Annotated in this window: 19 protein-coding genes; 3 read left to right on the plus strand and 16 right to left on the minus strand. The window is 67.9% G+C overall.

What is annotated here, in order from left to right; translation table 11 throughout:
* From U858_RS0122135 to U858_RS0122170, 7 genes are all read right to left on the minus strand, one after another.
* Positions 1 to 1,410, minus strand: a complete 1,410-nt coding sequence (locus tag U858_RS0122135; RefSeq protein WP_025139347.1) for a PLP-dependent aminotransferase family protein — start codon at positions 1,408 to 1,410, stop codon at positions 1 to 3.
* Between the two features lie 24 nt (positions 1,411 to 1,434).
* Positions 1,435 to 1,575, minus strand: a complete 141-nt coding sequence (locus U858_RS34960) for a DUF2474 domain-containing protein (protein WP_081821684.1) — start codon at positions 1,573 to 1,575, stop codon at positions 1,435 to 1,437.
* Positions 1,575 to 2,582: a cytochrome d ubiquinol oxidase subunit II gene (cydB, locus tag U858_RS0122145; protein ID WP_025139348.1), complete on the minus strand. Its 1,008-nt coding sequence runs from the start codon at positions 2,580 to 2,582 to the stop codon at positions 1,575 to 1,577. The genes U858_RS34960 and cydB overlap by 1 nt, the downstream gene beginning before the upstream one ends.
* A gap of 4 nt (positions 2,583 to 2,586) precedes the next feature.
* The gene (locus tag U858_RS0122150) at positions 2,587 to 4,023 is read right to left on the minus strand and encodes a cytochrome ubiquinol oxidase subunit I (protein ID WP_025139349.1); all 1,437 of its coding nucleotides are present in this window, start codon (positions 4,021 to 4,023) and stop codon (positions 2,587 to 2,589) included.
* Between the two features lie 332 nt (positions 4,024 to 4,355).
* Entirely contained in the window at positions 4,356 to 5,042 is a 687-nt protein-coding gene (locus tag U858_RS0122160) for an alpha/beta hydrolase (RefSeq protein WP_029954206.1), read from the minus strand.
* 94 nt (positions 5,043 to 5,136) lie between these two features.
* On the minus strand, positions 5,137 to 5,364 hold the full coding sequence (locus tag U858_RS0122165; protein ID WP_025139350.1) for a 4-oxalocrotonate tautomerase family protein: 228 nt from the start codon (positions 5,362 to 5,364) through the stop codon (positions 5,137 to 5,139).
* Between the two features lie 57 nt (positions 5,365 to 5,421).
* The gene (locus U858_RS0122170) at positions 5,422 to 6,159 is read right to left on the minus strand and encodes an SDR family NAD(P)-dependent oxidoreductase (RefSeq protein WP_025139351.1); all 738 of its coding nucleotides are present in this window, start codon (positions 6,157 to 6,159) and stop codon (positions 5,422 to 5,424) included.
* A gap of 116 nt (positions 6,160 to 6,275) precedes the next feature.
* Here U858_RS0122170 and U858_RS0122175 point away from each other — a divergent pair, with 116 nt between their 5' ends.
* Positions 6,276 to 7,187: a LysR family transcriptional regulator gene (locus U858_RS0122175; protein ID WP_025139352.1), complete on the plus strand. Its 912-nt coding sequence runs from the start codon at positions 6,276 to 6,278 to the stop codon at positions 7,185 to 7,187.
* On the opposite strand, the gene U858_RS0122180 is transcribed toward U858_RS0122175, so the two are convergent.
* Positions 7,102 to 8,052: an EamA family transporter gene (locus U858_RS0122180; protein WP_025139353.1), complete on the minus strand. Its 951-nt coding sequence runs from the start codon at positions 8,050 to 8,052 to the stop codon at positions 7,102 to 7,104. The two genes, U858_RS0122175 and U858_RS0122180, sit on opposite strands and share 86 nt — an antisense overlap.
* Before the next feature lie 146 nt (positions 8,053 to 8,198).
* Here U858_RS0122180 and U858_RS0122185 point away from each other — a divergent pair, with 146 nt between their 5' ends.
* Positions 8,199 to 9,095, plus strand: coding sequence for a LysR family transcriptional regulator (locus tag U858_RS0122185; protein ID WP_025139354.1), 897 nt, complete (start codon positions 8,199 to 8,201; stop codon positions 9,093 to 9,095).
* Between the two features lie 78 nt (positions 9,096 to 9,173).
* Here U858_RS0122185 and phbB read toward each other — a convergent pair whose 3' ends face one another.
* The 7 genes from phbB to U858_RS0122220 are packed head-to-tail and all read right to left on the minus strand — an operon-like array spanning position 9,174 to position 18,407.
* Positions 9,174 to 9,920, minus strand: coding sequence for an acetoacetyl-CoA reductase (gene phbB, locus U858_RS0122190; protein WP_025139355.1), 747 nt, complete (start codon positions 9,918 to 9,920; stop codon positions 9,174 to 9,176).
* On the minus strand, positions 9,910 to 10,380 hold the full coding sequence (locus U858_RS0122195; RefSeq protein ID WP_042885419.1) for a hypothetical protein: 471 nt from the start codon (positions 10,378 to 10,380) through the stop codon (positions 9,910 to 9,912). The genes phbB and U858_RS0122195 overlap by 11 nt, the downstream gene beginning before the upstream one ends.
* Before the next feature lie 47 nt (positions 10,381 to 10,427).
* Complete coding sequence (locus tag U858_RS0122200) at positions 10,428 to 11,555, minus strand: ABC transporter permease (RefSeq protein ID WP_025139357.1); 1,128 nt, start codon at positions 11,553 to 11,555, stop codon at positions 10,428 to 10,430.
* A gap of 2 nt (positions 11,556 to 11,557) precedes the next feature.
* Entirely contained in the window at positions 11,558 to 14,341 is a 2,784-nt protein-coding gene (gene rbbA, locus U858_RS0122205; protein WP_025139358.1) for a ribosome-associated ATPase/putative transporter RbbA, read from the minus strand.
* Positions 14,341 to 15,408, minus strand: a complete 1,068-nt coding sequence (locus U858_RS0122210; protein ID WP_025139359.1) for an HlyD family secretion protein — start codon at positions 15,406 to 15,408, stop codon at positions 14,341 to 14,343. Before U858_RS0122210 ends, rbbA begins: the two co-directional genes overlap by 1 nt.
* Positions 15,405 to 16,883 carry an efflux transporter outer membrane subunit gene (locus U858_RS0122215; protein ID WP_025139360.1) on the minus strand — a complete coding sequence of 493 codons (1,479 nt, stop codon included), beginning with the start codon at positions 16,881 to 16,883 and terminating at the stop codon, positions 15,405 to 15,407. The genes U858_RS0122210 and U858_RS0122215 overlap by 4 nt, the downstream gene beginning before the upstream one ends.
* Before the next feature lie 3 nt (positions 16,884 to 16,886).
* Complete coding sequence (locus tag U858_RS0122220) at positions 16,887 to 18,407, minus strand: alpha/beta hydrolase (protein ID WP_081821689.1); 1,521 nt, start codon at positions 18,405 to 18,407, stop codon at positions 16,887 to 16,889.
* A gap of 238 nt (positions 18,408 to 18,645) precedes the next feature.
* Between U858_RS0122220 and U858_RS0122225 the strand changes: the two genes are divergently transcribed.
* A complete protein-coding gene (locus tag U858_RS0122225; protein WP_025139362.1) occupies positions 18,646 to 19,248 on the plus strand; it encodes a TetR/AcrR family transcriptional regulator in 603 nt (200 codons plus the stop codon).
* Between the two features lie 25 nt (positions 19,249 to 19,273).
* Here the strand turns inward: U858_RS0122225 and U858_RS0122230 are convergent, their stop codons facing one another.
* Positions 19,274 to 21,652: a TonB-dependent siderophore receptor gene (locus tag U858_RS0122230; RefSeq protein WP_025139363.1), complete on the minus strand. Its 2,379-nt coding sequence runs from the start codon at positions 21,650 to 21,652 to the stop codon at positions 19,274 to 19,276.
* Between the last annotated feature and the right edge of the window lie 11 nt (positions 21,653 to 21,663).

Genomic DNA, 21,663 nt, shown 5'->3' on the forward strand with positions numbered 1-21,663 from the left:
TCATGTCCCCATGAGCTTGCCCAGCGTCGCCATGCCCTGTTCCATCCCGGCATTCCAGGGGTGTCCGTAATTCAAGCGCAGGAAGTTGCCGAAGGCGCCTGACGACGAGAACAGCGGCCCCGGCGCGATGCTGATGCCGTGGCCCAGGGCCGCGCGATGCAGCTGCAGCGTGTCGATGTGCGCGGGCAGTTCGACCCAGGTGAAGTAGCCGCCCAGCGGCCGCGTGGCGCGCGTACCTTTTGGAAAGTAGCGCGCCACGGCTTGCAGGACCTCGCCTTGTTGCAGCGCCAGCGTCTGACGGAACTGGCGCAGGTGGCGATCGTAGCCGCCCTGGGCCAGATAGGCGGCAATGGCGGCCTGGGTGGGCGCGGCGGTGGCCAGGCTGGTGGTGAGCTTGTTGCGCATGATGGCGCGGGTATGGCGCCCGGCGGCCACCCAGCCCACGCGATAGCCCGGCGCCAGCGTTTTCGAGAACGACGAGCAATGCATCACGAGGCCTTCGCGGTCGAAGGCCTTGGCGGGGCGCGGCCGGGTGTCGCCGAAATAGAGCTCGCCATAGACGTCGTCTTCGATCAGCGCCACGCCATGCTCGGTCAAGAGCCGCACCAGCGCTTCTTTCTTGGCCTCGGGCATCAGGCTGCCCAAGGGATTCTGGAAGGTCGTCATCAGCCAGCACGCGCGCGGCTTGTGTTGCACGATGGCGCGTTCCAGGGCCTCAAGGTCGATGCCTTCGCGCGGATGCGTGGCCACTTCGATGGCGTGCAGCTGGTTGCGTTCCAGCGATTGCAGCGCGGCGTAGAAGGTGGGCGATTCGACGATGACGGCATCGCCGGGCTGTGTCACGGCGGCCAGCGACAGGTTCAGCGCGTCCAGCGCGCCATTGGTGATGATGATGTCTTCCACCGGCACCGTCAGGCCGTCGGCCAGGTAGCGCAGCGCGATGGCGCGGCGCAGCGCGGCATCGCCCGGGCTGAGGTCGTCGATGGAACTCCAGGGGTCCAGCTGTTGCACCGCGCTTGCCATGAACTTGGCCAGCCGGCCGTAGGGCAGCAGCGATGGGCTGGGAAAGGCCGACCCGAACGGCAGCATGTCGCGCCGCAGGGTGGCGTTGAGCACTTGCAGCACGTTGTCGCTGACGTCCACCGGATGGCGGCCCGCGCTGGCGCTGGACAGACCGTCGGGTTCGGGTAGCGCTGCATGGGGCGCGTGCAGCACGTAGTAACCGGACCGGTCGCGTGCGCGGATCAGGCCGCGCGCTTCCAGCAGGTAGTAGGCCTTGAACACCGTCGACGGACTGACCCCGCGGCTGGCGCTGGTCTGGCGCACCGAGGGCAGGCGGTCGCCGGCCTGCAACAGGCCCGAGAGGATCGAGGCGGTGATGTCTTCGGTCAGGCGTTCATAGCGCTTCATGGCGGGTCCGTGAAAGGCGGGAAATCAAGTCGACATGCCGACGGCGCGCATGATGAGGCGCAAGGCATAGGCGGCCACGCCCAGCGCGGCCACGCTGCCGGCCCAGATCAGCGCCAGCCACAGCAAGCGGCTGCGCCACGAGGAGGGGGAAGGGGCGGCATGCATCAATGGAACTCCTCGCCCGCGCGCACCTTGCCGCGGAACACGTAGTAGGACCAGGCGGTGTACATCAGGATAATCGGAATGATGACCAGCGCCCCGACCAGCGCAAAGCCCAGGCTTTGCGGCGGCGCGGCGGCGGTCCAGATGGACACGTCGGGCGGAATGATGGCGGGCCAGATGCTGATGCCCAGGCCGCTATAGCCCAGGAACACCAGGCACAGCGCCAGCACGAAGGGGCCGGCGTTGGGCGTACCGCGCACGCGCCGCACCAGATCGAAGCCGGCGGCCGCCACCAGCAACGGCACGGGCAGGAACCAGAACATGTTCGGCAGGCTGAACCAGCGCTGCGCGATCTGCGGCTGCGCCAGCGGCGTCCACAGGCTGAGCACGGCGATCACGCCCAGCAGCGCCAGCGTCAGCGGCCGGGCCAGCGAGCACATGTGGCGATGCAGGCGGCCTTCGGTCTTCATGATCAGCCAGGTGCAGCCTAGCAGCGCGTAGCCAACGACCAGGCCCACGCCGGTGAACAGCGAAAACGGGCTGATCCAGTCCCACGCGCCGCCTTGATAGGCGCGGTCCACGACCGGTATGCCTTCGATGTAGGCGCCCAGCGTCACGCCCTGGAAGAACGTCGCGCACAGCGACCCCAGCACGAACGCGCGGTCCCACAGCGGACGGTGGTGCGGGTCCGCCTTGAAGCGGAATTCGAACGCCACGCCGCGAAAGATCAGCCCCAGCAGCATGAACACCAGCGGCAGGTGCAGCGCGCTCAGGATCACCGAATACGCCAGCGGAAACGCCGCCAACAGGCCCGCGCCGCCCAGCACCAGCCAGGTCTCGTTGCCGTCCCACACGGGCGCCACGGTGTTGACCATGACGTCGCGTTCCTCAGCATCGGTGACCAGCGGGAACAGGATGCCGATGCCCAGGTCGAAGCCGTCCATCACCACGTACATCATCACGCCGAACAGGATGATGACGGCCCATATCAGTGCAAGATCGATACCCATGGCGTCAGGCTCCCTTGGCGTTGCGTGAGGCGGACGGAACATCCGCCGAGGTGGAGGCGGCCGACAGCGGCCGCGAAGGTTGACGCGGTTCGCCCGGGCCGCCGGACAGCGGCGCATGGCCAGGCGCCGGTGTGGGACCCATGCGGATCAGGCGCAGCAGGTACGACACGCCGGCGCCGAACACGAACAGGTACACCACCACGAACAGCGCCAGGGTCAGCGTCAGTTCGCCGATGCCGTGGCGCGTGGCGGCATCGGCTGTGCGCATCACGCCGTAGACGATCCACGGCTGGCGACCGATCTCGGTGACATACCAGCCCGCCAGGATCGCCACCAGGCCGGACGGCCCCATCCACAGCGCAAAGCGCTGCAAGGCCCGCGACTGGTACAGCTTGCCGCGCCAGCGCGCCCACAGCGCCCAGGCTGCCAAAGCGATCATCAGCATGCCCAGCCCGGCCATCACGCGAAACGACCAGAACACCACGGTGGCATTGGGCCGGTCTTGGGGCGGATACGACTTCAGGCCGGGAAACTGGCCGTCCCAGCTGTGGGTCAGGATCAGGCTGCCCAGGCGCGGGATGTTGACGGCGTAGCGGGTTTCTTCGCGTTCCATGTCGGGAATGCCGAACAGCGTCAGCGGCACGCCCGCACCGGGCTCGTTGTCCCAGTGGCCTTCGATGGCGGCGATCTTGGCCGGCTGGTGCTTGAGCGTGTTCAGGCCATGGAAGTCGCCCACCACGGCTTGCAGCGGCGCCGATATCGCCAGCATGGCCATCGCCATCGCGAACATCTTCTTCACGGCCGGGCTGCGGTCGCCGCGCAACAGGTGCCAGGCGCCGGACGCGCCCACCATCAGCGCGGTGGCCAGGAAGGCGGCGATGCCCATGTGCGCCAGGCGGTACGGGAACGACGGGTTGAAGATCACGGCCAGCCAGTCGGTCGGCACCACGCGGCCGTCCAGGATCTCGTAGCCCGCGGGCGTCTGCATCCAGCTGTTGGACGCCAGGATCCAGGTGGCCGACACCAGTGTGCCCAGTGCCACCATGATGGTCGAGAAAAAGTGCAGGCCCGGCCCCACGCGCGACCAGCCGAACAGCATCACGCCCAGAAAGCCGGCTTCCAGGAAGAAGGCGGTCAAGACTTCGTAGGCCAGCAGCGGCCCGGTGACGCTGCCGGCGAAATCGGAGAAAAAGCTCCAGTTGGTGCCGAACTGGTAGGCCATCACCAGGCCGGACACGACCCCCATGCCGAAATTGACGGCGAAGATCTTGGTCCAGAAGTGGTAGAGGTCGCGGTAGACCGTGTTGCGGGTACGCAGCCAGCAGCCTTCCAGCACGGCCAGGTAGCTGGCCAGCCCGATGGTGATGGCGGGAAAGATGATGTGAAAAGAGATGGTGAAACCGAACTGTATTCGGGCAAGCAGTAGCGCGTCGCTATCCATGGCGGATGATTCCTGACTCAAGACCCGCGCGGGGTGGCCACCGGTAGGCGGCGCGCGCGGACAGGCTGGTGCCTGTAGCGTCAAGGTAGGCCGATGGCGAGGACTAGTACAGATTCAGAAAGAGCTGAAAAAAGCGGATCAGTTTGGTGAAGACGCCGGCTGCCGCGGCGCGCTTCATAGGAGAAAACGGCATTCTCCGAAGTGGGGGACAGGCTTGCGCGTTACAAAAAAAGCAGCACAGCGGTCAGGCTGTGCTGCTTGATATCGTGGGCGATGCAATGCAAGCGCGGGCTTGGGGGCGCCTGTGCCGGACGCGTCCCCAGGGCGCCGGCCTAGGCGCGCGCCGCCTCGTCGATCAGCGCGGCCACTTCGTCGGCCCGCGACGCCAGCGAGGCGTGGCTGGCGTCCAGCTTGACCACCTTGCGCGGCTGCATGCGCGCCGACATCTTTTCCTGGTTTTCGGGGGCGATCATGCGGTCCTGGGTGGACAGCTGATACCACGACGGCTTGTTGCGCCACGCCGGCACGCTGACCTTGTCGCCGAACGTGCTGGCCAGGGGCGCCTTCTGCGTGACCGCCATCACCAGGGCGTCGTCGGCACTCAGGTCCTGGCAGAAGCTTTCATGGAATTTATCGGCGCGCAGCCACAGATAGCCGTCGCTGTCCGGCGCCAGGTTGGGGGCGGCCACGGGCAGGTGCTGTTCGGTGATGCCGCCCGGGCTTTCGCCCGCGTCCGGCGCGAACGCGGCGATGTACACCAGGCCCGCGACGTTGGGCTGGTTGCCGGCCTCGGTGATGACGGCGCCGCCATACGAATGGCCCACCAGCAGCACGGGGCCGGATTGCTGCGCGATCATCTTGCGGGTGCGCTCGGCGTCGTCGGCCAGCGAGGTCAGCGGTAACTCGACCGCGTGCAGGTCTTTGTGCCCCAGACGCGACAGGGCCAGGATGACCCGGCCCCAATGCGCGGCGCCGCCCCAGAAGCCGTGCGCCAGAATGATGGTTGGTGTGCTGCCCATGGTGAGTCTCCCGACTGTGTATGGAGCCACGATCATGCTACGGCGACACGCGGCGCGCCATGGGTTTTCGGCGGTTTGTTATCGATGGATACGACTATGTCGATGGCGCGTCTTTGGCGGCGCGCTGGCGCTGGCGCAGCACCGTGACGGTCTCGCCGCCCACGCCCCAGCTGTCGGTGTCGACCTCTTCGATGACGACGAAGGTGGCCTGCGGGTCCTTGCCCAGCACGCGCACCATCAGGTCGGTGGCGCCTTTGATGAGTTCGGCCTTCTGTTCCCGCGTGACGCCTTCGCGGGTGATCTGGATGTTGATGTACGGCATGTCGGTCTCCTTGGGAAAACGGCGCTGGCCTGACGGCCGGCGCCGGTGGGTTCGGGCTTACCAGCGGCCGGCGGTGGCGCCGCCGTCGACGGGGATGATGGCGCCGGACGTGAACGACGAGTCGGTCAGATACAGCACAGCATCGACCACGTCGCGCGGTGCGCCACGGCGGCCGGACGGCGACAGGCGGTCCAGGAAATCGGTGTCGCCGCCGTCATGCATCGGCGTGGCGATGATACCCGGCGCCACCGCGTTGACCAGGATGTTGTGCGGCGCCAGTTCCAGCGCCAGCGCCTTGGTGGCCTGGTTCAGCCCGCCCTTGACCAGTACCGGCAGCAGCGCGGGCACTTGCTGCACCGGTTGCAGGCCGATGCTGGCCGTGATGTTGACGATATGGCCGCCGCCGTGCGCCGCCATGTGCGCGGCCGCTTGCTGCGACGGGTAGAAAAAGCCCTTCAGGTTGGTGCTGAACAGCGCCTCGGCGTCGTCGACGCTGTAGTCGCCCACGGGCTTGGCGATGAAGATGCCGGCATTGTTGACCAGCACGTCGACGCGGCCGAAGGCTTCGGTGGCCCGATCGAACAGCAGGCGCGCGGTGTCGGGCTGGCCGATGTCGCCGGCCACGCCCAGGAAGCGCGGCGGGTTGCCCAATTGGCGGGCAGCCTGTGCCAGGCGTTCGGCGCTGCGGGCATTGCCCACGACGTTGTCGCCGCGTTCCAGATAGGCGCGGGCGATGGCCAGGCCGATGCCGCTGGAGGCGCCGGTCACGATGATGGTCTTGGCTGGTTTGGACATGATGGATTTCCGGGGTGAGAAGAAGGAAACCCCACTCTACTTATGACTTAAAACGTGATAAACACACCAAATATCAAATCAATGCATACACCATGTAATGAATAGGCGCGCCATCCATGCAAAGACGTTTTGAAGACCTGATGCTGGGCAGCGTCGAGCTGTTCTGCCTGGCGGCGGAATTGCAGAGCTTCACGGCGGCGGCCAACGCCGCGGGGGTGACGCCGGCGGCGGTCAGCCGGTCGGTGTCGCGACTGGAAGAACGGCTGGGCGTGCGCCTGTTCGTGCGCACCACGCGCCAGATCGGCCTGACGGCGGCAGGCCAGCGGTACATGGAGCAATGCCGCTCGGCGCTGTCGCTATTGACCGAGGCCGAACGTGAAGTCACCGGCCAGCAGGCCGAACCGGCCGGCAAGCTGCGCATCAGCCTGCCCACGCCCTATGCCCATCATCGCGTGCTGCCGTTGCTGGGGGAATTCCGCCAGCGCTATCCGCAGGTGCACGTCGACGTGCATATCAGCAACCGCAATATCGACTTTGCCGAAGAAGGCTACGACCTGGCGGTTCGCGGGCGCCTGCCGCCTGATTCGAACCTGGTCGCGCGCAAGCTCGAAGACGCCGAGCTGGTGCTGGTGGCCGCACCCGGCTACCTGCGGCGCGCGGGCACGCCACAGACGCTGGAAGACCTGCGGCAGCACGACTGCATCCAGTTCGAGTTGCCCAGTACGGGGCGCAACATTCCGTGGATCTTCATGCTGGGTGGCCGCCAGATCGATGTGCCGACCTCGGGCGGCACCAGCTGCTCGGGTGATGTGCTGGGCGGGCTGAGCCTGGCGCGCCATGGCGCGGGGCTGTTCCAGGTCTATCGCTTCACAGTGCAGGACGACCTGCGGCGTGGTGACCTGGTCGAGGTGCTGCCGCAGTTCGGCGGGGCAACGCGTTCGTTCACCCTGCTTTATCCGCACGTGCGCCACGTGTCGCTGCGGGTGCGGACGTTTGTGGATTTCCTGCTGGAACGGCTGCGGCGCTAGCCGTGGCACTGACTGCGGCGCGGCGCTGCACGTGCTGACTGAGCCAGACGCTGCCCACCACGATCACCATGCCGGCCATCTGCGCCGCGCTCAGGCGCTGGTCCAGCAGCGCCCAGCCCAACAGCACGGCGGTGACCGGGCTCAGGAATCCCAGCGACGACACCACCGCGGGTTCCAGCCGAGCAATGCCGCGAAACCAGATCACGTAGGTCAGCGCCGCGCCGATCAGCCCCAGGTAGGCGATGCCCAGCACGTTCAGGGCCGTGACCGGCGGCAGGGCCGGTTCGGCCAGCAACGCCACCGGCAGCAGCAGCACGCCACCCGCCGTCAGCTGCCACGAGGTAAAGGTCAGCGCCGACACCGGCGGCTGCCAGCGGCGGCTGAGCACGGTGCCCAGGGCCATGGACGCCGCGCTGAACAGGCCGGCCGTCACACCGACAGGGTCCTGCGCGGTCTTGGGGCCCAGCACCAGCAAGGCCACGCCGCCGATGCCGGCCAGCGCCGCCAGCACCGCCAGGCCGCGCACGGGCGAGCCCAGCAAGGCGCGCGCCAGCAGGATGACCACCAGCGGCTGGATCGCGCCCAGCGTCGCGGCCACGCCGCCGGGCAGGCGGTAGGCGGCTACGAACAGCAGCGCCCAGAACACCGAGAAGTTCAGCGCACCCAGGACAAAGGCGCGCAGCCACCAGATGCCCTGCGGCAGTTGCCGCACGGCCAGCAACAGCAGGATGCCGGCGGGCAGGGCGCGCAGCATGGCTACCGTCAGGGGGTAGCCCTGCGGCAGCATCAGGGTGGTGACGACATAGGTGCTGCCCCAGATGGCCGGGGCCACCGCGGTCAGGAGCAGGTCGGTGCTGCGGCTCATGGCGAGAATTCCTTGGAAGGGCAAGACGGGCCGGGCATGGGCGCGGCATCCATACCGACAGGCTAATTGAATCGCCAGGCCGCGATAATATCCATTCCAATGGCAACATCATTCACTGGCAGTGAATGATCATCCCCGGGGAATCCATGGATCATCTCACCGCGCTCAAGGTGTTTCGCCAGGTGGTGGAGCAGGGCGGTTTTGCGGCGGCCTCGCGCCAGTTGGGGCTGTCGCCGGCCGCTGTCAGCAAGAACATCGCCGAACTCGAAGCCCACGTGGCGGCGCGCCTCTTGAATCGCACCACCCGCCGCATGAGCCTGACCGAGGCGGGGCGGCAGTACTACGACCAGGTCGCTCGCATTCTGGATGACCTGCACGAGGCCGAGTCGTCACTGGGGCCGCTGCAACAAGAACCCGCCGGCACGCTGCGCGTGAGCGCGCCGCTGTCGCTCAGCCTGACGCTGCTGGCGGGCGCCATGCCGCGCTTTCTGGCGCGCTATCCGCGCCTGTCGCTGGACCTGCACCTGGAAGACCGCCGCATCGACCTGGTGAAGGAAGGCTTCGACGTGGCCATTCGCGGCAGCGACCGGCTGGAAGACTCCAGTCTGGTGGCCCGCAAGCTGCTGACGCTGGATCACGTGCTGTGCGGCGCGCCGGCGTATTTCCAGCAGCATGGGGTGCCGGTCCAGCCCGCCGACCTGCGGCGCCTGGAATGCGTGCGCTTCACGTTGTCGGGGCATGCCGATGAATGGACTTTCCAGCGCGCGGGGCAGGTGGAACGCATCCCGGCGCGGGGCCGCTACCAGGTCAGTTCCAGCCTGGCAGTCTGCGATGCCTTGCGGGCAGGGTTTGGCGTGAGCCTGGTGCCGCGCGTGTATGTGCAGGCCGACCTGGACCGCGGCGCCTTGCAGGCGGTGCTGCCGGATTGGGTGCCCGTGCAGACGGAGGTCTACGCGGTGTATCCGTCGCGCCGCCACATGGTGGCCAAGGTGCGGGCGCTGGTGGATTTCCTGGTCGAGGAATTGGGCGCGCCGGCGGCGTGAGCCGGCCGCGCCCGTCGTGAGCAGGCGCACGGGCGCACGCCATCGCAAGCGCCCGTGCTCCAGGCAGGCGAGCAGGCCTCAGTACATATGCTGCCCGCCGTTCATGGCGACATTGCTGCCGGTCATGAACGCCGCCGCATCGCTGCAGATGAACGCCACCAGCGCGGCGATTTCATCGGGTTCCCCCAGCCGTCCCAGCGGAATCTGCGGCAGGATCTTTTCCTTCAATACGTCTTCGGGCACGGCCTTGACCATCGCCGTGGCCAGGTAGCCCGGCGACACGGTATTGACCGTGACGTTCTTCTTGGCCAGTTCCAGCGCCAACGCCTTGGTGAATCCGTGGATGCCGGCCTTGGACGCCGCGTAGTTGGTCTGCCCAAATGCGCCCTTGGACCCGTTCACCGATGAGATATTCACGATGCGGCCCCAGCCACGGTCGGCCATCGGCCCGCACAGCGGCTGCGTCACGTTGAACATGGAATCGAGGTTGCTGCGCATGACCTCGTTCCAGTTCTCGTAGCTCATCTTGCGCAGGCTGGCGTCGCGCGTGATGCCGGCGTTGTTGATCAGGATGTCGATCTGGCGGCCATCATCTTCCAGGCGCCGGGCCAGCGCCTGGCACGAGGCATAGTCGGCCACGTCCACCTTGACCATGTCATAGCGCCGGCCCTGGGCCGCCTCGTCGGCCAGCCAGGCACGGGTGGCCTCTTCGCTGGAATGGTACGTGACGATCACGTCGTGGCCAGCGTCGTGCAGCGCCCGGGCGATGGCGCGGCCCAGGCACCCCGCGCCGCCGGTGACGAGCGCCGTGCGCTTAGCGCCCATGGCGCGCCCCGACCTGGGTGGCTTCCTGCATGGCCGAGCATGCCGAGGTCATCTGCTCGGAAAAGCTGGACCACATGCGCGTCAGCGGCGAGGCCGTGAGGCCGCCCGTGGCCGCAGCCGAGGCATTGCTGAGCCAGCCGCTGAAGGCTTCGCTGACACCGGCGGCCAGCGCCGCCTGGTCTTCGAGCGCGGCATGGGTGATGGCCTGGCTGGCTTCCAGCTGGCATTGCCAGTGCTTGCGCGTGGCTTCGCCCAGGGCCGGGGCGATGCTCTGCCAGTTGCCGTCGACCTTCAGCGGTCCGAACGAGGCAAAGTACTGGCCTGCGGTGTCGCCGGCCAGGCGTTGGCTCAACTGCAGCCAGCGCTGCTGGCTTTCCTGGGCCAGTTCGGCCAGGCGCTTGCAATAGGCGACATTGGCGCCGGCAAGATCCGGGGGCGTGGGGGCGGTTGTCTTCTTCATCATGCGTCCTTTTAAGAGAGTAATAAGGGCCAACGAATACACAGGCCTCACGCCATCTGGCTGAGGGTCTTGCGAAAGCGCGTCAAAGAGAAGGCGAACAGGACGCTGCCGATCAGCGCCAACGCCAGGAAAGGTTGCCAGACGACGCTCAATCCCGCGCCGCGAAAGAGAATGGCCTGGCCGAGTTCCACGAAGTGGGTGGTGGGGGCGGCCAGCATGATGTTCTGCACGAAGTCGGGCATGCTTTCGCGCGGGGTGGTGCCGCCGGACAGCATCTGCAAGGGCAGCAGCACCAGGACGAGCAACATGCCGAATTGCGGCATGCTGCGCGCCAGCGTCGCCATGAAGATGCCCATGGCGGTGGTCGCGAACAGGTGCAGCGCCACGCCTACCAGGAACAGCGCCACCGATCCTTCGACTGGCACCTGCAACAGGCCGCGCACCACGAATGTCAACGATAGCGCAGCGGACACCAGTACGACCAGCCCCATCGACCAGACTTTCGCCAGCATGATCTCGGTAGGTGTTACAGGCATCACCAGCAAGTGCTCGATGGTGCCGTGTTCACGCTCGCGGATCAGCGCGGCGCCGGTCAGGATGATGGACAGCATCGTGACGTTGTTGATGATTTCCATCAGGCTGCCGAACCACGCCTGCGTCAGGTTCGGGTTGAAACGCATGCGCACCGCCAGGTCCACCGGCAGCTCGGTCGGCTTGCGGTAGCGCTGCACGAATTCGTTGATCTCGTCGGTGATGATCTGCTGGATATAGTTGCTGCCCGTGAACGCCTGGCTCATGCGGGTGGCGTCCACGTTCAGCTGGATCTGCGCGGGGCGGCCCGCCAGCACGTCGCGCTGGAAATTCGGTGGGATGTTGACGGCGAAGGTATAGCGCCCGGCGTCCATGCCGGCGTCGGCCTCGGCCGAATCGATCATCTGCGGCCGGGTGAAGTGCGGCGGATAGAACGCCGACGCGATACGCGAGGACAGCGGCGAGACGTCCTCGTCGACCACGGCGATGGCGGCGTTGTGCAGCGATTCGGGCACGGCCGTGGCGGCGGTGTAGATCATCAGCGTGAACGACACGCCGATCAGCACCAGCATCATCGGATCGCGCGCCAGGCTCCACAGCTCTTTCACGCCCAGCCGGAAGATATTGGCGGCATGTCGCAGCATGATCAGGTCTCCTGCTTCTTCAACAACAGCACCGACGCGCCCAGGATGACGGGAATCGCCACCAGCAAGGGCCAGAACGCGCCTTGCAGGTTGGAGAAGTCCAGCGCCTTGCTGAAGACGCCGCGGCTGATGGTGAGCATGTGGGTGGCGGGGTAGACCTGGCCGATCAGCTTGCCGCCGCCTTCCAGCGACGACACCGGATTGAGCAGCCCGGCGAACTGCACGGCCGGCACCAGCGTGCCGATCATGGTGAAGAACAGCGCCGCGATCTGGCTGCGGGTGAAGGTCGAGGCCAACAGGCCGATGGCGGTGGCGACCACGTTGTAGATCAGCGCGGCGGCCAGCAAGGTCAGGAAGCTGCCGGTGATGGGCACGCCGAACAGCGTCACCGCCAGCAGCGTCATCAGCAGGAAGTTCAGCATCGCCAGCGCCACGTACGGCCCCTGCTTGCCCAGCAGGAATTCCAGCCGCGTCACCGGCGTAACGTACAGGTTGATGATCGAGCCTAATTCCTTTTCGCGCACCACCGCCAGCGCCGTCAGCATCGCCGGCATCATCAGGAGCAGTAGCGGGATCACGGCCGGCACCATGGCGGGCAGGCTGCGCACGTCGGGGTTGTAGCGAAAGCGCGTTTCGATGCTGAAGGGTTGCGTCGCGCCCGCGCCCAGGCGTTCGCGCGCCTGCTGCTGCAGCCAGCCCTGGTGCATGCCCAGCACGTAGCCGCGTATGGTCTCGGCGCGCTGCGGCATGGCGCCGTCGATCCAGACGCCGATCTGCGCGTTGCGGCCGCGTTCGGCGTCGCGCGCAAAGCCTTGCGGAATCTCGATCGCCAGCGACAGCTCGCCGCTGCGCATGCGGGCGTCCATGTCCTGGTAGTCGGTGATGGGCGGCTGCTCGATGAAGTAGCGCGAGCCGGCCAGGTTCAGGCTGTAGTTCTGGCTCAACGTGGTCTGGTCGCGGTCCATCACCGCGTAGCGCAGGTCTTCCACGTCCAGGCTGATGCCAAAGCCGATGACGAACATCAGTAGCAGCGAACCGGCCAGCGCCAGCGTGGCGCGCACCGGGTCGCGGCGCAGTTCCAGCGTTTCGCGCCACATGTAGCTGAACATGCGTTGCAGGTTGAAGCCGCGATGTTCCGGGTGGACCGCAGGCGCCGCTGTGTCCAGCGTGTTTTCCGCCGCTGCCGTCGCAGCTTGCGTCGAGACCTCCTCGGTCTTGCCGGGCTGCGTGCCCGCACCCGCGTCGATCAGGTACGCAATGAAGGCCTCTTCCAGCGTCTTGGCGCCGCGCAGCCGGATGATCTCGTCCGGCGATGCGCTCACCAGCACCTTGCCCGCGTGCATCAGCGACATGCGGTCGCAGCGCTGGGCCTCGTTCATGAAGTGGGTGGAAATGAAGATCGTGACCTGGTCCTGCCGCGCCAGCGCGATCAGCAGGCGCCAGAAATTGTCGCGCGCCACCGGGTCCACGCCCGAGGTCGGTTCGTCCAGGATCAGCAGTTCGGGCTTGTGCACCATGGCCACCGCCAGCGACAGGCGCTGGCGCACGCCCATCGGCAGCTTGTCCGGCAGGTCGTCCAGCGCGTCGGCCAGGTCAAAGCGCGCCACCATCTCGTCGACGCGGGCAGGGATGTCGGCCTCGGGCACGTGGAACAGCCGCGCATGCAGCACCAGGTTCTGCCGCACGGTCAGTTCGCCGTACAGCGAGAAAGCCTGCGACATGTAGCCCACGCGGCGGCGCGTGTCGATGTTCTTCGGGTCGACCTCGGCGCCGAACAGCCAGGCCTGGCCCTCGCTGGCCGGCAGCAGGCCGGTCAGCATTTTCATGGTGGTGGACTTGCCGCAGCCGTTCGAACCCAGGAAGCCGAAGATTTCGCCTTTGCGGATGCGGAAGTTGACGTGGTCCACCGCCACGAAGTCGCCAAAGCGCATGGTCAGGTCGCGCGCCTCGATGGCGATGGGGGCGTTGTCGTCCAGCGCCAGCGGCGTGATTTCCACGGGTTGGTGGCCACGCCGCTTTTCTTCGGGCAGCAAGGCGATGAACGCGGCTTCGAGCGAATCGGTGCCGGTGCGGGCGCGCAGTTCGTCGGGCGTGCCGGTGGCCAGCACGCGGCCTTCGTCCATGGCGATCAGCCAGTCAAAGCGCTGCGCCTCGTCCATGTAGGCGGTGGCGACGATGACGCTCATGCCGCTGCGTTCGCGGCGGATCTGGTTGATCAGGTCCCAGAACTGGGCGCGCGCCAAGGGGTCGACGCCGGTGGTGGGTTCGTCCAGGATCAGCAGGTCGGGGTCGTGGATCAGCGCGCAGCACAGGCCCAGTTTCTGCTTCATGCCGCCGGACAGCTTGCCCGCGGGCCGCGACAGGAAGGCGTCCATGCCGGTGCTGCGGGTCAGGCTGTCGATGCGGCGGCGGCGCTCGGCCTCGCTGTGGCCGAACAGGCGGCCGAAGAACTGCAGGTTTTCTTCCACCGACAGGGTGGGGTACAGGTTCTTGCCCAGCCCTTGCGGCATGTAGGCGATGCGCGGGCAGACGTCGTCGCGGTGGCGCTTGCTGGCCATGTCGCCGTCGAGCACCTGCACCGAGCCTTCCTGCACCGCGCGCGAGCCGGCCACCAGGGCCAGCAGGCTCGACTTGCCCACGCCGTCGGGGCCGATCAGGCCCACCATGCGGCCGGCGAGAATGTCCAGCGTGATGCCGTCCAGCGCCACGGTCTTGCCATAGCGCAACGCCACCCCCGACAGCTGCACCACCGGGGCGGGGAACGAGGCTGTCGTGGCGGTGTTCATCAGGGCACCTTGACTTCAAGCGTGGCGGGCCAGGCGGCCTCGCCGTCCAGCTTCAGCCAGGCCACGCCGGGCAGTCCGGTCTTGACCTGGGTCAGGTGCTGCTGCAGCAGCGCCGGGTCGATCTGCGCCTTGACGCGGAACATCAGCTTCTGGCGTTCGGTGGCGGTCTCGACCGTCTTGGGCGTGAACTGCGCGGTGCTGGCCACGAACGACACCTTGGCCGGAATCACGTACTGCGGCGCGGCGTCCAGGATGATGCGCACGTCCTGGCCCAGCGCCACGCGGCCGGCGGCCTGCTCGGGCAGGAAGAAGGTCATGTAGACGTCGGCCAGGTCCACCATGTTCAGCACCTTGCCGCCCGCGCCCAGCACTTCGCCGGACTGCGCCACGCGGTATTGCACGCGGCCGGCGCGCGGGGCGCGCAGTTCGCTGTCGGCGATGTCGGCGTCGATGCGGGCAATGGTGGCCTGTGCGGCGTTCACGGCCGACTGTGCGCCCACCTGGGCGGCGCGGGCCGCGTCGATGGCGGCTTCGGCGGCCTTGACCTGCGCGCGCGCCGCATTGACGGCGGCCTGGGCGCTGCGTACGCGGGCCCGGTCGTCATCCAGTTCCTGGATCGATGATGCGCCTTCGCGCGACAGCGTTTCCGAGCGCGCCAGGCGGCGCCGGGCAGCATCCAGTTCGCTCTCGCGCTGCACTACCACGGCTTCGGCCGCGAGCTTGTCGCTTTCGCGTTGCGCGATCTGGGCGCTGGCGCTGGCGGCGTTGTTGATGGCCTGCTGATGCTGGGCGCGCGCTTCTTCGCGCTGCGCGGTCAGCGTATCGATCTGCATGCGCGCCAGCGGCTGGCCGGCGGCGACGAAATCGCCCTCGGCGGCCAGCACGTCCTGCACGCGGCCGGCCAGTTTGGTGGCCACGTCGATCTCGGTGGCTTCGATGCGGCCGTTGCCGCTGATGAAGCCTTCGCCGGGGCCGTTGTCGGACAGCATGCGCCAGCCGCCATAGCCGGCGGCGGCGACAGCCAGGACGATCAGGACGGGAATCAGTTTTCGGGTAGGCAGCTTCATGATGCGTTTCCGGGGGGGATCGAGGAGGGCGCGGCGGGCGCCTGGGTGCCGCCGCCCAGCGCGGCATACAGGCCGACGCGGGCCGACAGCAGCGCGCGGCGGGTCTGCACCAGCGTCTGCTGCGCCGCCAGCAGGTCGCGCTGGGCGTCCAGCACTTCCAGGTAGGGCGAGGCGCCATGGTCATAGCGCAGCTTGGCCAGGCGCGCGCGCTCGGCCTGGGCGGCCACGGTGGCGCGCAGCACCTGCACCTGTTCGGCCAGCCAGCGGCGCGCCGACAGCGCGTCCGAGACGTCCTTGAACGCGCTCTGGATGGATTGTTCGTAGCCGGCCACGGCCTGGTCGCGGCGCACTTCGGCCAAATCCAGGTTGGCGCTGCGGCGGCCGGCATCGAAGATCGGCAGGTCCAGGCTGGGCGTGAAGTTCCAGGCGCGGCTGCCGCTGCCGAACAGGCCGTCGAGTTCGGCGCTGGCGGTGCCGACGGCGCCCGTCAGCGTGATGCGGGGAAAGAACGCGGCACGGGCCGCGCCGATGTTGGCGTTGGCGGCGCGCAACTGGTGTTCGGCCGCGACGATGTCGGGGCGGTTGGCCAGCAGGTCCGACGGCAGCCCGGCTGGCAGGTCGCGCATCACCGCGTCGTCGGCCAGGCCGGCCTGCGGCAGGGGCAGGTCCAGCGGCTTGCCGACCAGGAGTTCCAGGGCGTGGGCCTGCGTGGCGCGGGCCTGCTCCAGATCGGCGCCCAGCGCGCGGGCCTGTTGCCACAGCGTTTCCACCTGGGTCAGGTCCAGCTTGGAGATCGAGCCGACTTCGTAGCGGCGGCGGAAGATGCGCAGGGATTCCTCGCGCGATGCAATCGTGGCGCGGGTCAGGGCCAGGCGCTCGTCCAGCTCGCGCAGCGACAGGTAACTGTCGGCCACCTGGGTGACCAGGCTGAGCGTGGCGGCGCGGGCGGCGGCATCGGAGGCCAGGTAGTTTTCCAGCGCGGCGTCCTTCAGGCTGCGGACGCGGCCCCAGAAGTCCAGCTCCCAGGTCGCCATGCCTACGCCGGCCTGGTATTGGCTGGCCACCTGGGGCCGGCCGGTCAGGTTCAGGTCGCCCGGCGTGCGGGCGCGGGTGCCTTCGGCTTGCACACCGAGCGTCGGAAACTGGTCGGCGCGCTGGATGCCGTAGAGCGCACGCGCTTCTTCGACCCGCAGCAGCGCCACGCGCAGGTCGCGGTTATGCGCCAGCGCCTCGCCGATCAGGCCTTGCAAGGTGGGTTCCGAAAAGTAGTCGCGCCAGTCGACCTGCGCGGCCGGCGTCGACGTCGGCGCGGCAGAGGCGGGCCCGGCAGTTTCGGCGGCATAGGTGGCCGCCACCGGCAGCGCCGGGCGGTCGTATTGCGGGGCCATCGACACGCAGCCCTGCACCAGCAGCACGGCCAGGGCGGCCGGCGCCAGGCGGGCGACGGTCCATGGCGCAAGGGGGGGGCGAGTCATGCTTCATTTCTCCATCACGTAGGCGCCGGGGGCATCGCCCAGCACCGGATAACCCTGGCGTGCGGCGCCCAGGGCGGGCGGCTTGGCCGGCTTGCCCGAACGCTCGGCCAGCCAGGCTTGCCAATGCGGCCACCATGAACCCTCGTGCTTGGGCGCGGCCTCGAACCATTGCTCGGGCGTCAATGCCGGTTGGTCCGCCGGCCGCGTCAGGCTGCGAAAGTCGCGGCGCGGATGGCCGGGTTCGCTGACGATGCCGGCGTTGTGGCCGCCGCGGGTCAGCACGAAGGTCAGCGGCGCGGGCGTCAGGCCGTGCAGCTTGTAGACCGAACGCCAGGGGGCCACGTGGTCGGTTTCGGTGCCGACGCAGAACAGCGGCAGGCGCAGGTCGGCCAGCTTCACGGGCTGGCCGTCCACGGCATGGCGGCCGGCGGCCAGGTCGTTGTTCAAGTACAGGCCGCGCAGGTATTGGCCATGCATGCGCGCCGGCAGGCGGGTCGCATCGGCATTCCAGGCCTGCAGGTCCGTCATCGGCCGCCGCTGGCCCAGCCAGTAGTCGTTGATCATCCGGCCCCACACCAGCTGCTGCGAACGCAACAGCTGGAACGCGCCGCTCATCTGCTGCGCAGGAAAGTAGCCCAGCGCCTGCATTTCGGCCTGCAGCAGCGCCACCTGGAATTCGTCGATGAACAGGCCCAGCTCGCCGGGTTCGGAAAAGTCGGTCTGCGCGGCCAGCAGGCTCAGGCTGGCCAGGCGCGTGTCGCCTTCGCGGGCCATCGCGGCGGCGGCCATGGCCAGCAGCGTGCCGCCCAGGCAGTAGCCGGTGGCATGCACGGCGGCGCCCGGCACGATGGCATTGATCGCCGCCAGCGGTTCGCGCACGCCCAGGCGCAGGTAGTCGTCCATCCCCAGGTCGCGATCGGCCGCGCCGGGGTTCTTCCACGACACGCAGAACACGGTGTGGCCCTGTTCGACCAGGTAGCGGATCAGCGAGTTGTGGGGCGACAGGTCCAGGATGTAGTACTTCATGATCCAGGCCGGCACGATGAAGATCGGTTCGGGCCGGACCCGCGCCGTGGCAGGCTGGTACTGGATCAGCTCGGCCAGGTGATTGCGCAGCACCACCTTGCCAGGAGTCAGCGCGACTTCGTGGCCGGGCCGGAAGTGTTCCGCGCCGGCCGGCGGCAGGCCGCCCCATTGGCGCAGCCCGTCTTCCCAGGCGGCCTGCGCACCGCGCAGCAGGTTGGCGCCGCCTTCCTGCCAGGTCTGGCGCAGCACCAGGGGGTGGGTGAACGGTTGGTTGTCGGGGGCCAGCGGTTCGAGCCACTGGCGCGCGGCGAACGCGGCCAGCGCGCGCTGGTGGTCGTTGGCCAGGGGCAGCAGGCGGGCCTGGGCGTCCCAGGCGTTGCGGGCCTGCATGAAGGCCTGGCGCCACCAGGAATACGGCCATTGCCCCCAGGCGGCGTCATCGAACCGGCCTGCGGTCATCGCAATGTCCTTGCGTGCTGGCTGGGTCGTATCCGACATGTGGGCTCCGTGGCGTTCGGGCGGCGACATCGCCGCGCTCAAGGGGGCCGGATCATCGCCCTGCCGAGCTTGTGGCCCGGCGTCGCGGCGATCCGACGGCAAACGTCTTGAATCGATTGTGCGCCGCCCGCCCTGCGGCTTCCTTGATCCAGATCAAGCTAGCGACTGACCGGTCGGTTTTTAATGAAGCTGTTGGCCGGCCTTGATGCCGCGCCAATTCGCACAGGGAGCAGTGGTGATGGGTACGCAGCGTCAGCGTCTCCCCCCGACCGTGCGCGTCGGGCAGATCCTCGACGCCGCGTTGCAGGAATTCTCGGCCGCCGGGTATGCCGGCGCCCGCATGGACGACATCGCCTTGCGGGCCGGGCTGTCCAAGGGCGGCCTGTACGCCCATTTTTCCAGCAAGGAACAGGTCTTCGAAGCCTTGCTCGCGCGTCACCTTTGCCCGCCGCGCCTGGACGCCCACGCCCTGGTTGCGGGCGCGGCCACGCCCAGGCACCTGGCCGAACGCCTGGTCAACCATCTCTATGCCAGCCTGGCCAATCCGGCCATGGTTACCACCATGCGGCTGTTGCTGGCCGAAAGCGACCGCGTGCCGCATCTGGCGCGCCGCTGGCGCGAGGACACGGCCGATGCCCACCAGGCCGACATCGCCCACCTGCTGCAGCTGGCCCGCGAACGCGGCCTGTGCGGCGACGGCGTGGCGCTGCGGCATCCGTGGCTGTTGCTGTCGCCGGTGGTCCATGCCATTTTCATGGCGATCCTGCTGGGGCCGGACGAACGCATCAACCTGCCGGAGCGGCGCGACGCCCACGTGGCGCTGATCTGCGGCCTGCTATAGCCGCCGCGGCCACCAACCCAGGCGGCTACCAGCGGTAGGTCGCCGTCGCCACGACGGTGCGCGGCTCGCCGTAATAGCAGTTGCCGTAGCCGCAGTTGGCGATGTAGGTCTTGTTGGTCAGATTGCGTACATTGAGCGCGAGGCTCCAGTGGCTGACGTCGTAGCCGACCATCGCATCCATCAATACGAACGACGGCACCTGTGCAGGCGTGCCGCCGCCATCGCCGTAGTTGGCGCCGGTATAGCGCGCGCCCGCGCCGATCTTGACCCGCGATTCGAAACGGTAGTCCACCCACAGCGAGGCGCGGTTCAGCGGCACTGCGGTGGCCTGCTTGCCGATTTCGGCGGGGTTGCTGCTGGCCGTCACCACCGCCTTGGGCGTCCATGAATACGAGGCGATGACATTCATGCGTGGAATCGGCTGCATCGTGGCTTCGAATTCCACGCCGCGCACGGTCACTTCGCCGGTTTGTTTGGGCATCGATTCGGCGTCGTAGCTGATGTAGTTCTGACGCCGCAGGTCGAACACCGCGACGCTGTAGCTGTCCTTGGTGCCGGGCGGCTGGTAGCGCAGGCCGGCTTCGTACTGGCGACTGGTCTCGGGCTTGAACGGCTGGCCCGTCAGCGGGTCCAGCGTCACCGTGGGAATGAACGATTCCGAGTAGCTGACATACGGCGCCCAGCCCGTCGGGTCCAGGTAGACCAGGCCGGCGCGGCCGGTGAACTTGTGGTCGGGGTAGCGGGTGTTGCTGCCGTCGATGCGGCTGCGGATCTTGCTGTCGGCGCTGTCGTAGCGGCCGCCCAAGGTTGCGACCCAGCGCTCGTTCCATTTGATCTGGTCCTGCACGTACAGGCCCGTCTGGGTCAGGGTCAGGTCCGCGTCCATCCAGGGCGCCGGGCGCACCATCGGGCCGCGGTGATACACCGGGTTGTAGATGTCCAGGTCGGGCGCGCTGCCGCCGTTGAAACTGAACTGGTCGATGCGGCTGCGCTGGTAGTCCACGCCCACCAGGATGCGGTGGCGCCAGTCGCCCAGCGTCAGGTCGGTCTGCGCCTGGTTGTCCACGGTAAAGCTGGAGATGTGTTCGCGGCTGCCGGACACGGTGCGCCGCAGGGCCTGGTAGTTGGCGGGGTCGGTGATGTCGTCATTGACGGTCACGTAGCCGGGGGACTGCACCGCGGCATAGTCCACCTTCAGGCGGCCATAGCGCAGGTTCTGGCGCAGCGTCAGCGCATCGCTGACGCGATGCTCCAGCTCGTAGCCCGCCATCCATTGGGTCTGGTCGAAATGGTCATAGCCCGGCTCGCCGACGAGCAGCGACGTCGGGATGCGGGTGCCGGCGGGCGTGGGCACCAGCGAGCCTTCGGCGGGGCGCACCCGGGTATAGGTGCCGCCACGCTTGCTGGCGTATTGCGCCATCAGCGTCAGGGTGGTGTCGGACGACGGCCGCCATGTCAGCGACGGCGCCAGGTACAGGCGGTCGTTGTTCATGCCATGCGAAGGCAGCTCGGCATCCAGGCCCATGCCGACGAAGCGGTACAGCCACTTGCCGTCCTCGTCGACAGGCCCGGTGAAGTCCGCCGCGATGCGGCGCCGCTGATGGTCGCCCAGCTGCGCCTGCAGTTCGTGCAACGGCTCTTCCTGCGGCCGCTTGCTGACGACGTTGACCACGCCGCCCGGGCCGGTCTGCCCGAACAGCACCGAGGCCGGGCCGCGCAGCAATTCGATGCGCTCGGCGCCGTAGTTTTCCGTCTGCCAGATGCCCCAGTTGCCGGTGTTGCGCAGCGGCAGGCCGTCCAGGTAGAAGCCCGGCGTGTAGGCGTCGAAGCCCCGCAGCGAGATCCAGTCATAGCGCGAGTCGGCGCCATAGGTGGTAGTGGCCACGCCGGGCGAGTATGCCAGCGCGTCCTTGATGTTCGTGGCGCCCTGGGCATTGAAGCGGTCCGCCGTGATCACCGAGATCGATTGCGGCGTCTCGATGATGGGCGTGTCCGTCTTGGTGGCCGTGGCGCTGCGGCGGGCCACGTAGCCCTGCACCGGACTCCATGCCGTTTCCACGGCGCCGGTCACGTTGATCGGCGCCAGCGTGGCGACCGGCTGCGTGCTGCGCTTGAGCGTCAGCGCGCCGTCGGCTAGCACCACCGGCTCCAGGCCCGAGCCTGCGGTGACACGTTGCAGCGCCTCGTCCAGGGTGTAGCTGCCGCGCAGCGCCGGGGCATCCAGGCCGCGCACCAGCGCCGGGTCCACCGACAGGACGCGGTCGTTCTGCACCGCGATGCGGTTCAGCGTGGTAGCCAGCGGTGCTGCCGGTAAATCGTAGGTGAGGCGGGCGGACTGCGCCATGGCGGCGGGCGCGATCAGCGCGGCCATGAAGAACAGGCTGGCGCGGGGGAAACGAGGCATGACGGTTGATC

This window comes from Achromobacter sp. DH1f (assembly GCF_000633435.1).
In the GTDB taxonomy this organism is placed as follows: domain Bacteria; phylum Pseudomonadota; class Gammaproteobacteria; order Burkholderiales; family Burkholderiaceae_B; genus Achromobacter; species Achromobacter deleyi.

Excerpts from the sequence above, each read along its gene's own strand:
- U858_RS0122225 (WP_025139362.1), top strand. The coding sequence starts at position 18,646 with ATGGGTACGCAGCGTCAGCGTCTCCCCCCGACCGTGCGCGTCGGGCAG.
- U858_RS0122135 (WP_025139347.1), bottom strand. The coding sequence starts at position 1,410 with ATGAAGCGCTATGAACGCCTGACCGAAGACATCACCGCCTCGATCCTC.
- rbbA (WP_025139358.1), bottom strand. The coding sequence starts at position 14,341 with ATGAACACCGCCACGACAGCCTCGTTCCCCGCCCCGGTGGTGCAGCTG.
- U858_RS0122165 (WP_025139350.1), bottom strand. The coding sequence starts at position 5,364 with ATGCCGTACATCAACATCCAGATCACCCGCGAAGGCGTCACGCGGGAA.
- phbB (WP_025139355.1), bottom strand. The coding sequence starts at position 9,920 with ATGGGCGCTAAGCGCACGGCGCTCGTCACCGGCGGCGCGGGGTGCCTG.
- U858_RS0122200 (WP_025139357.1), bottom strand. The coding sequence starts at position 11,555 with ATGCTGCGACATGCCGCCAATATCTTCCGGCTGGGCGTGAAAGAGCTG.
- U858_RS0122170 (WP_025139351.1), bottom strand. The coding sequence starts at position 6,159 with ATGTCCAAACCAGCCAAGACCATCATCGTGACCGGCGCCTCCAGCGGC.
- U858_RS0122195 (WP_042885419.1), bottom strand. The coding sequence starts at position 10,380 with ATGAAGAAGACAACCGCCCCCACGCCCCCGGATCTTGCCGGCGCCAAT.
- U858_RS0122220 (WP_081821689.1), bottom strand. The coding sequence starts at position 18,407 with ATGTCGGATACGACCCAGCCAGCACGCAAGGACATTGCGATGACCGCA.
- U858_RS0122210 (WP_025139359.1), bottom strand. The coding sequence starts at position 15,408 with ATGAAGCTGCCTACCCGAAAACTGATTCCCGTCCTGATCGTCCTGGCT.
- U858_RS34960 (WP_081821684.1), bottom strand. The coding sequence starts at position 1,575 with ATGCATGCCGCCCCTTCCCCCTCCTCGTGGCGCAGCCGCTTGCTGTGG.
- U858_RS0122230 (WP_025139363.1), bottom strand. The coding sequence starts at position 21,652 with ATGCCTCGTTTCCCCCGCGCCAGCCTGTTCTTCATGGCCGCGCTGATC.
- U858_RS0122175 (WP_025139352.1), top strand. The coding sequence starts at position 6,276 with ATGCAAAGACGTTTTGAAGACCTGATGCTGGGCAGCGTCGAGCTGTTC.
- U858_RS0122185 (WP_025139354.1), top strand. The coding sequence starts at position 8,199 with ATGGATCATCTCACCGCGCTCAAGGTGTTTCGCCAGGTGGTGGAGCAG.
- cydB (WP_025139348.1), bottom strand. The coding sequence starts at position 2,582 with ATGGGTATCGATCTTGCACTGATATGGGCCGTCATCATCCTGTTCGGC.
- U858_RS0122160 (WP_029954206.1), bottom strand. The coding sequence starts at position 5,042 with ATGGGCAGCACACCAACCATCATTCTGGCGCACGGCTTCTGGGGCGGC.
- U858_RS0122215 (WP_025139360.1), bottom strand. The coding sequence starts at position 16,883 with ATGACTCGCCCCCCCCTTGCGCCATGGACCGTCGCCCGCCTGGCGCCG.
- U858_RS0122150 (WP_025139349.1), bottom strand. The coding sequence starts at position 4,023 with ATGGATAGCGACGCGCTACTGCTTGCCCGAATACAGTTCGGTTTCACC.
- U858_RS0122180 (WP_025139353.1), bottom strand. The coding sequence starts at position 8,052 with ATGAGCCGCAGCACCGACCTGCTCCTGACCGCGGTGGCCCCGGCCATC.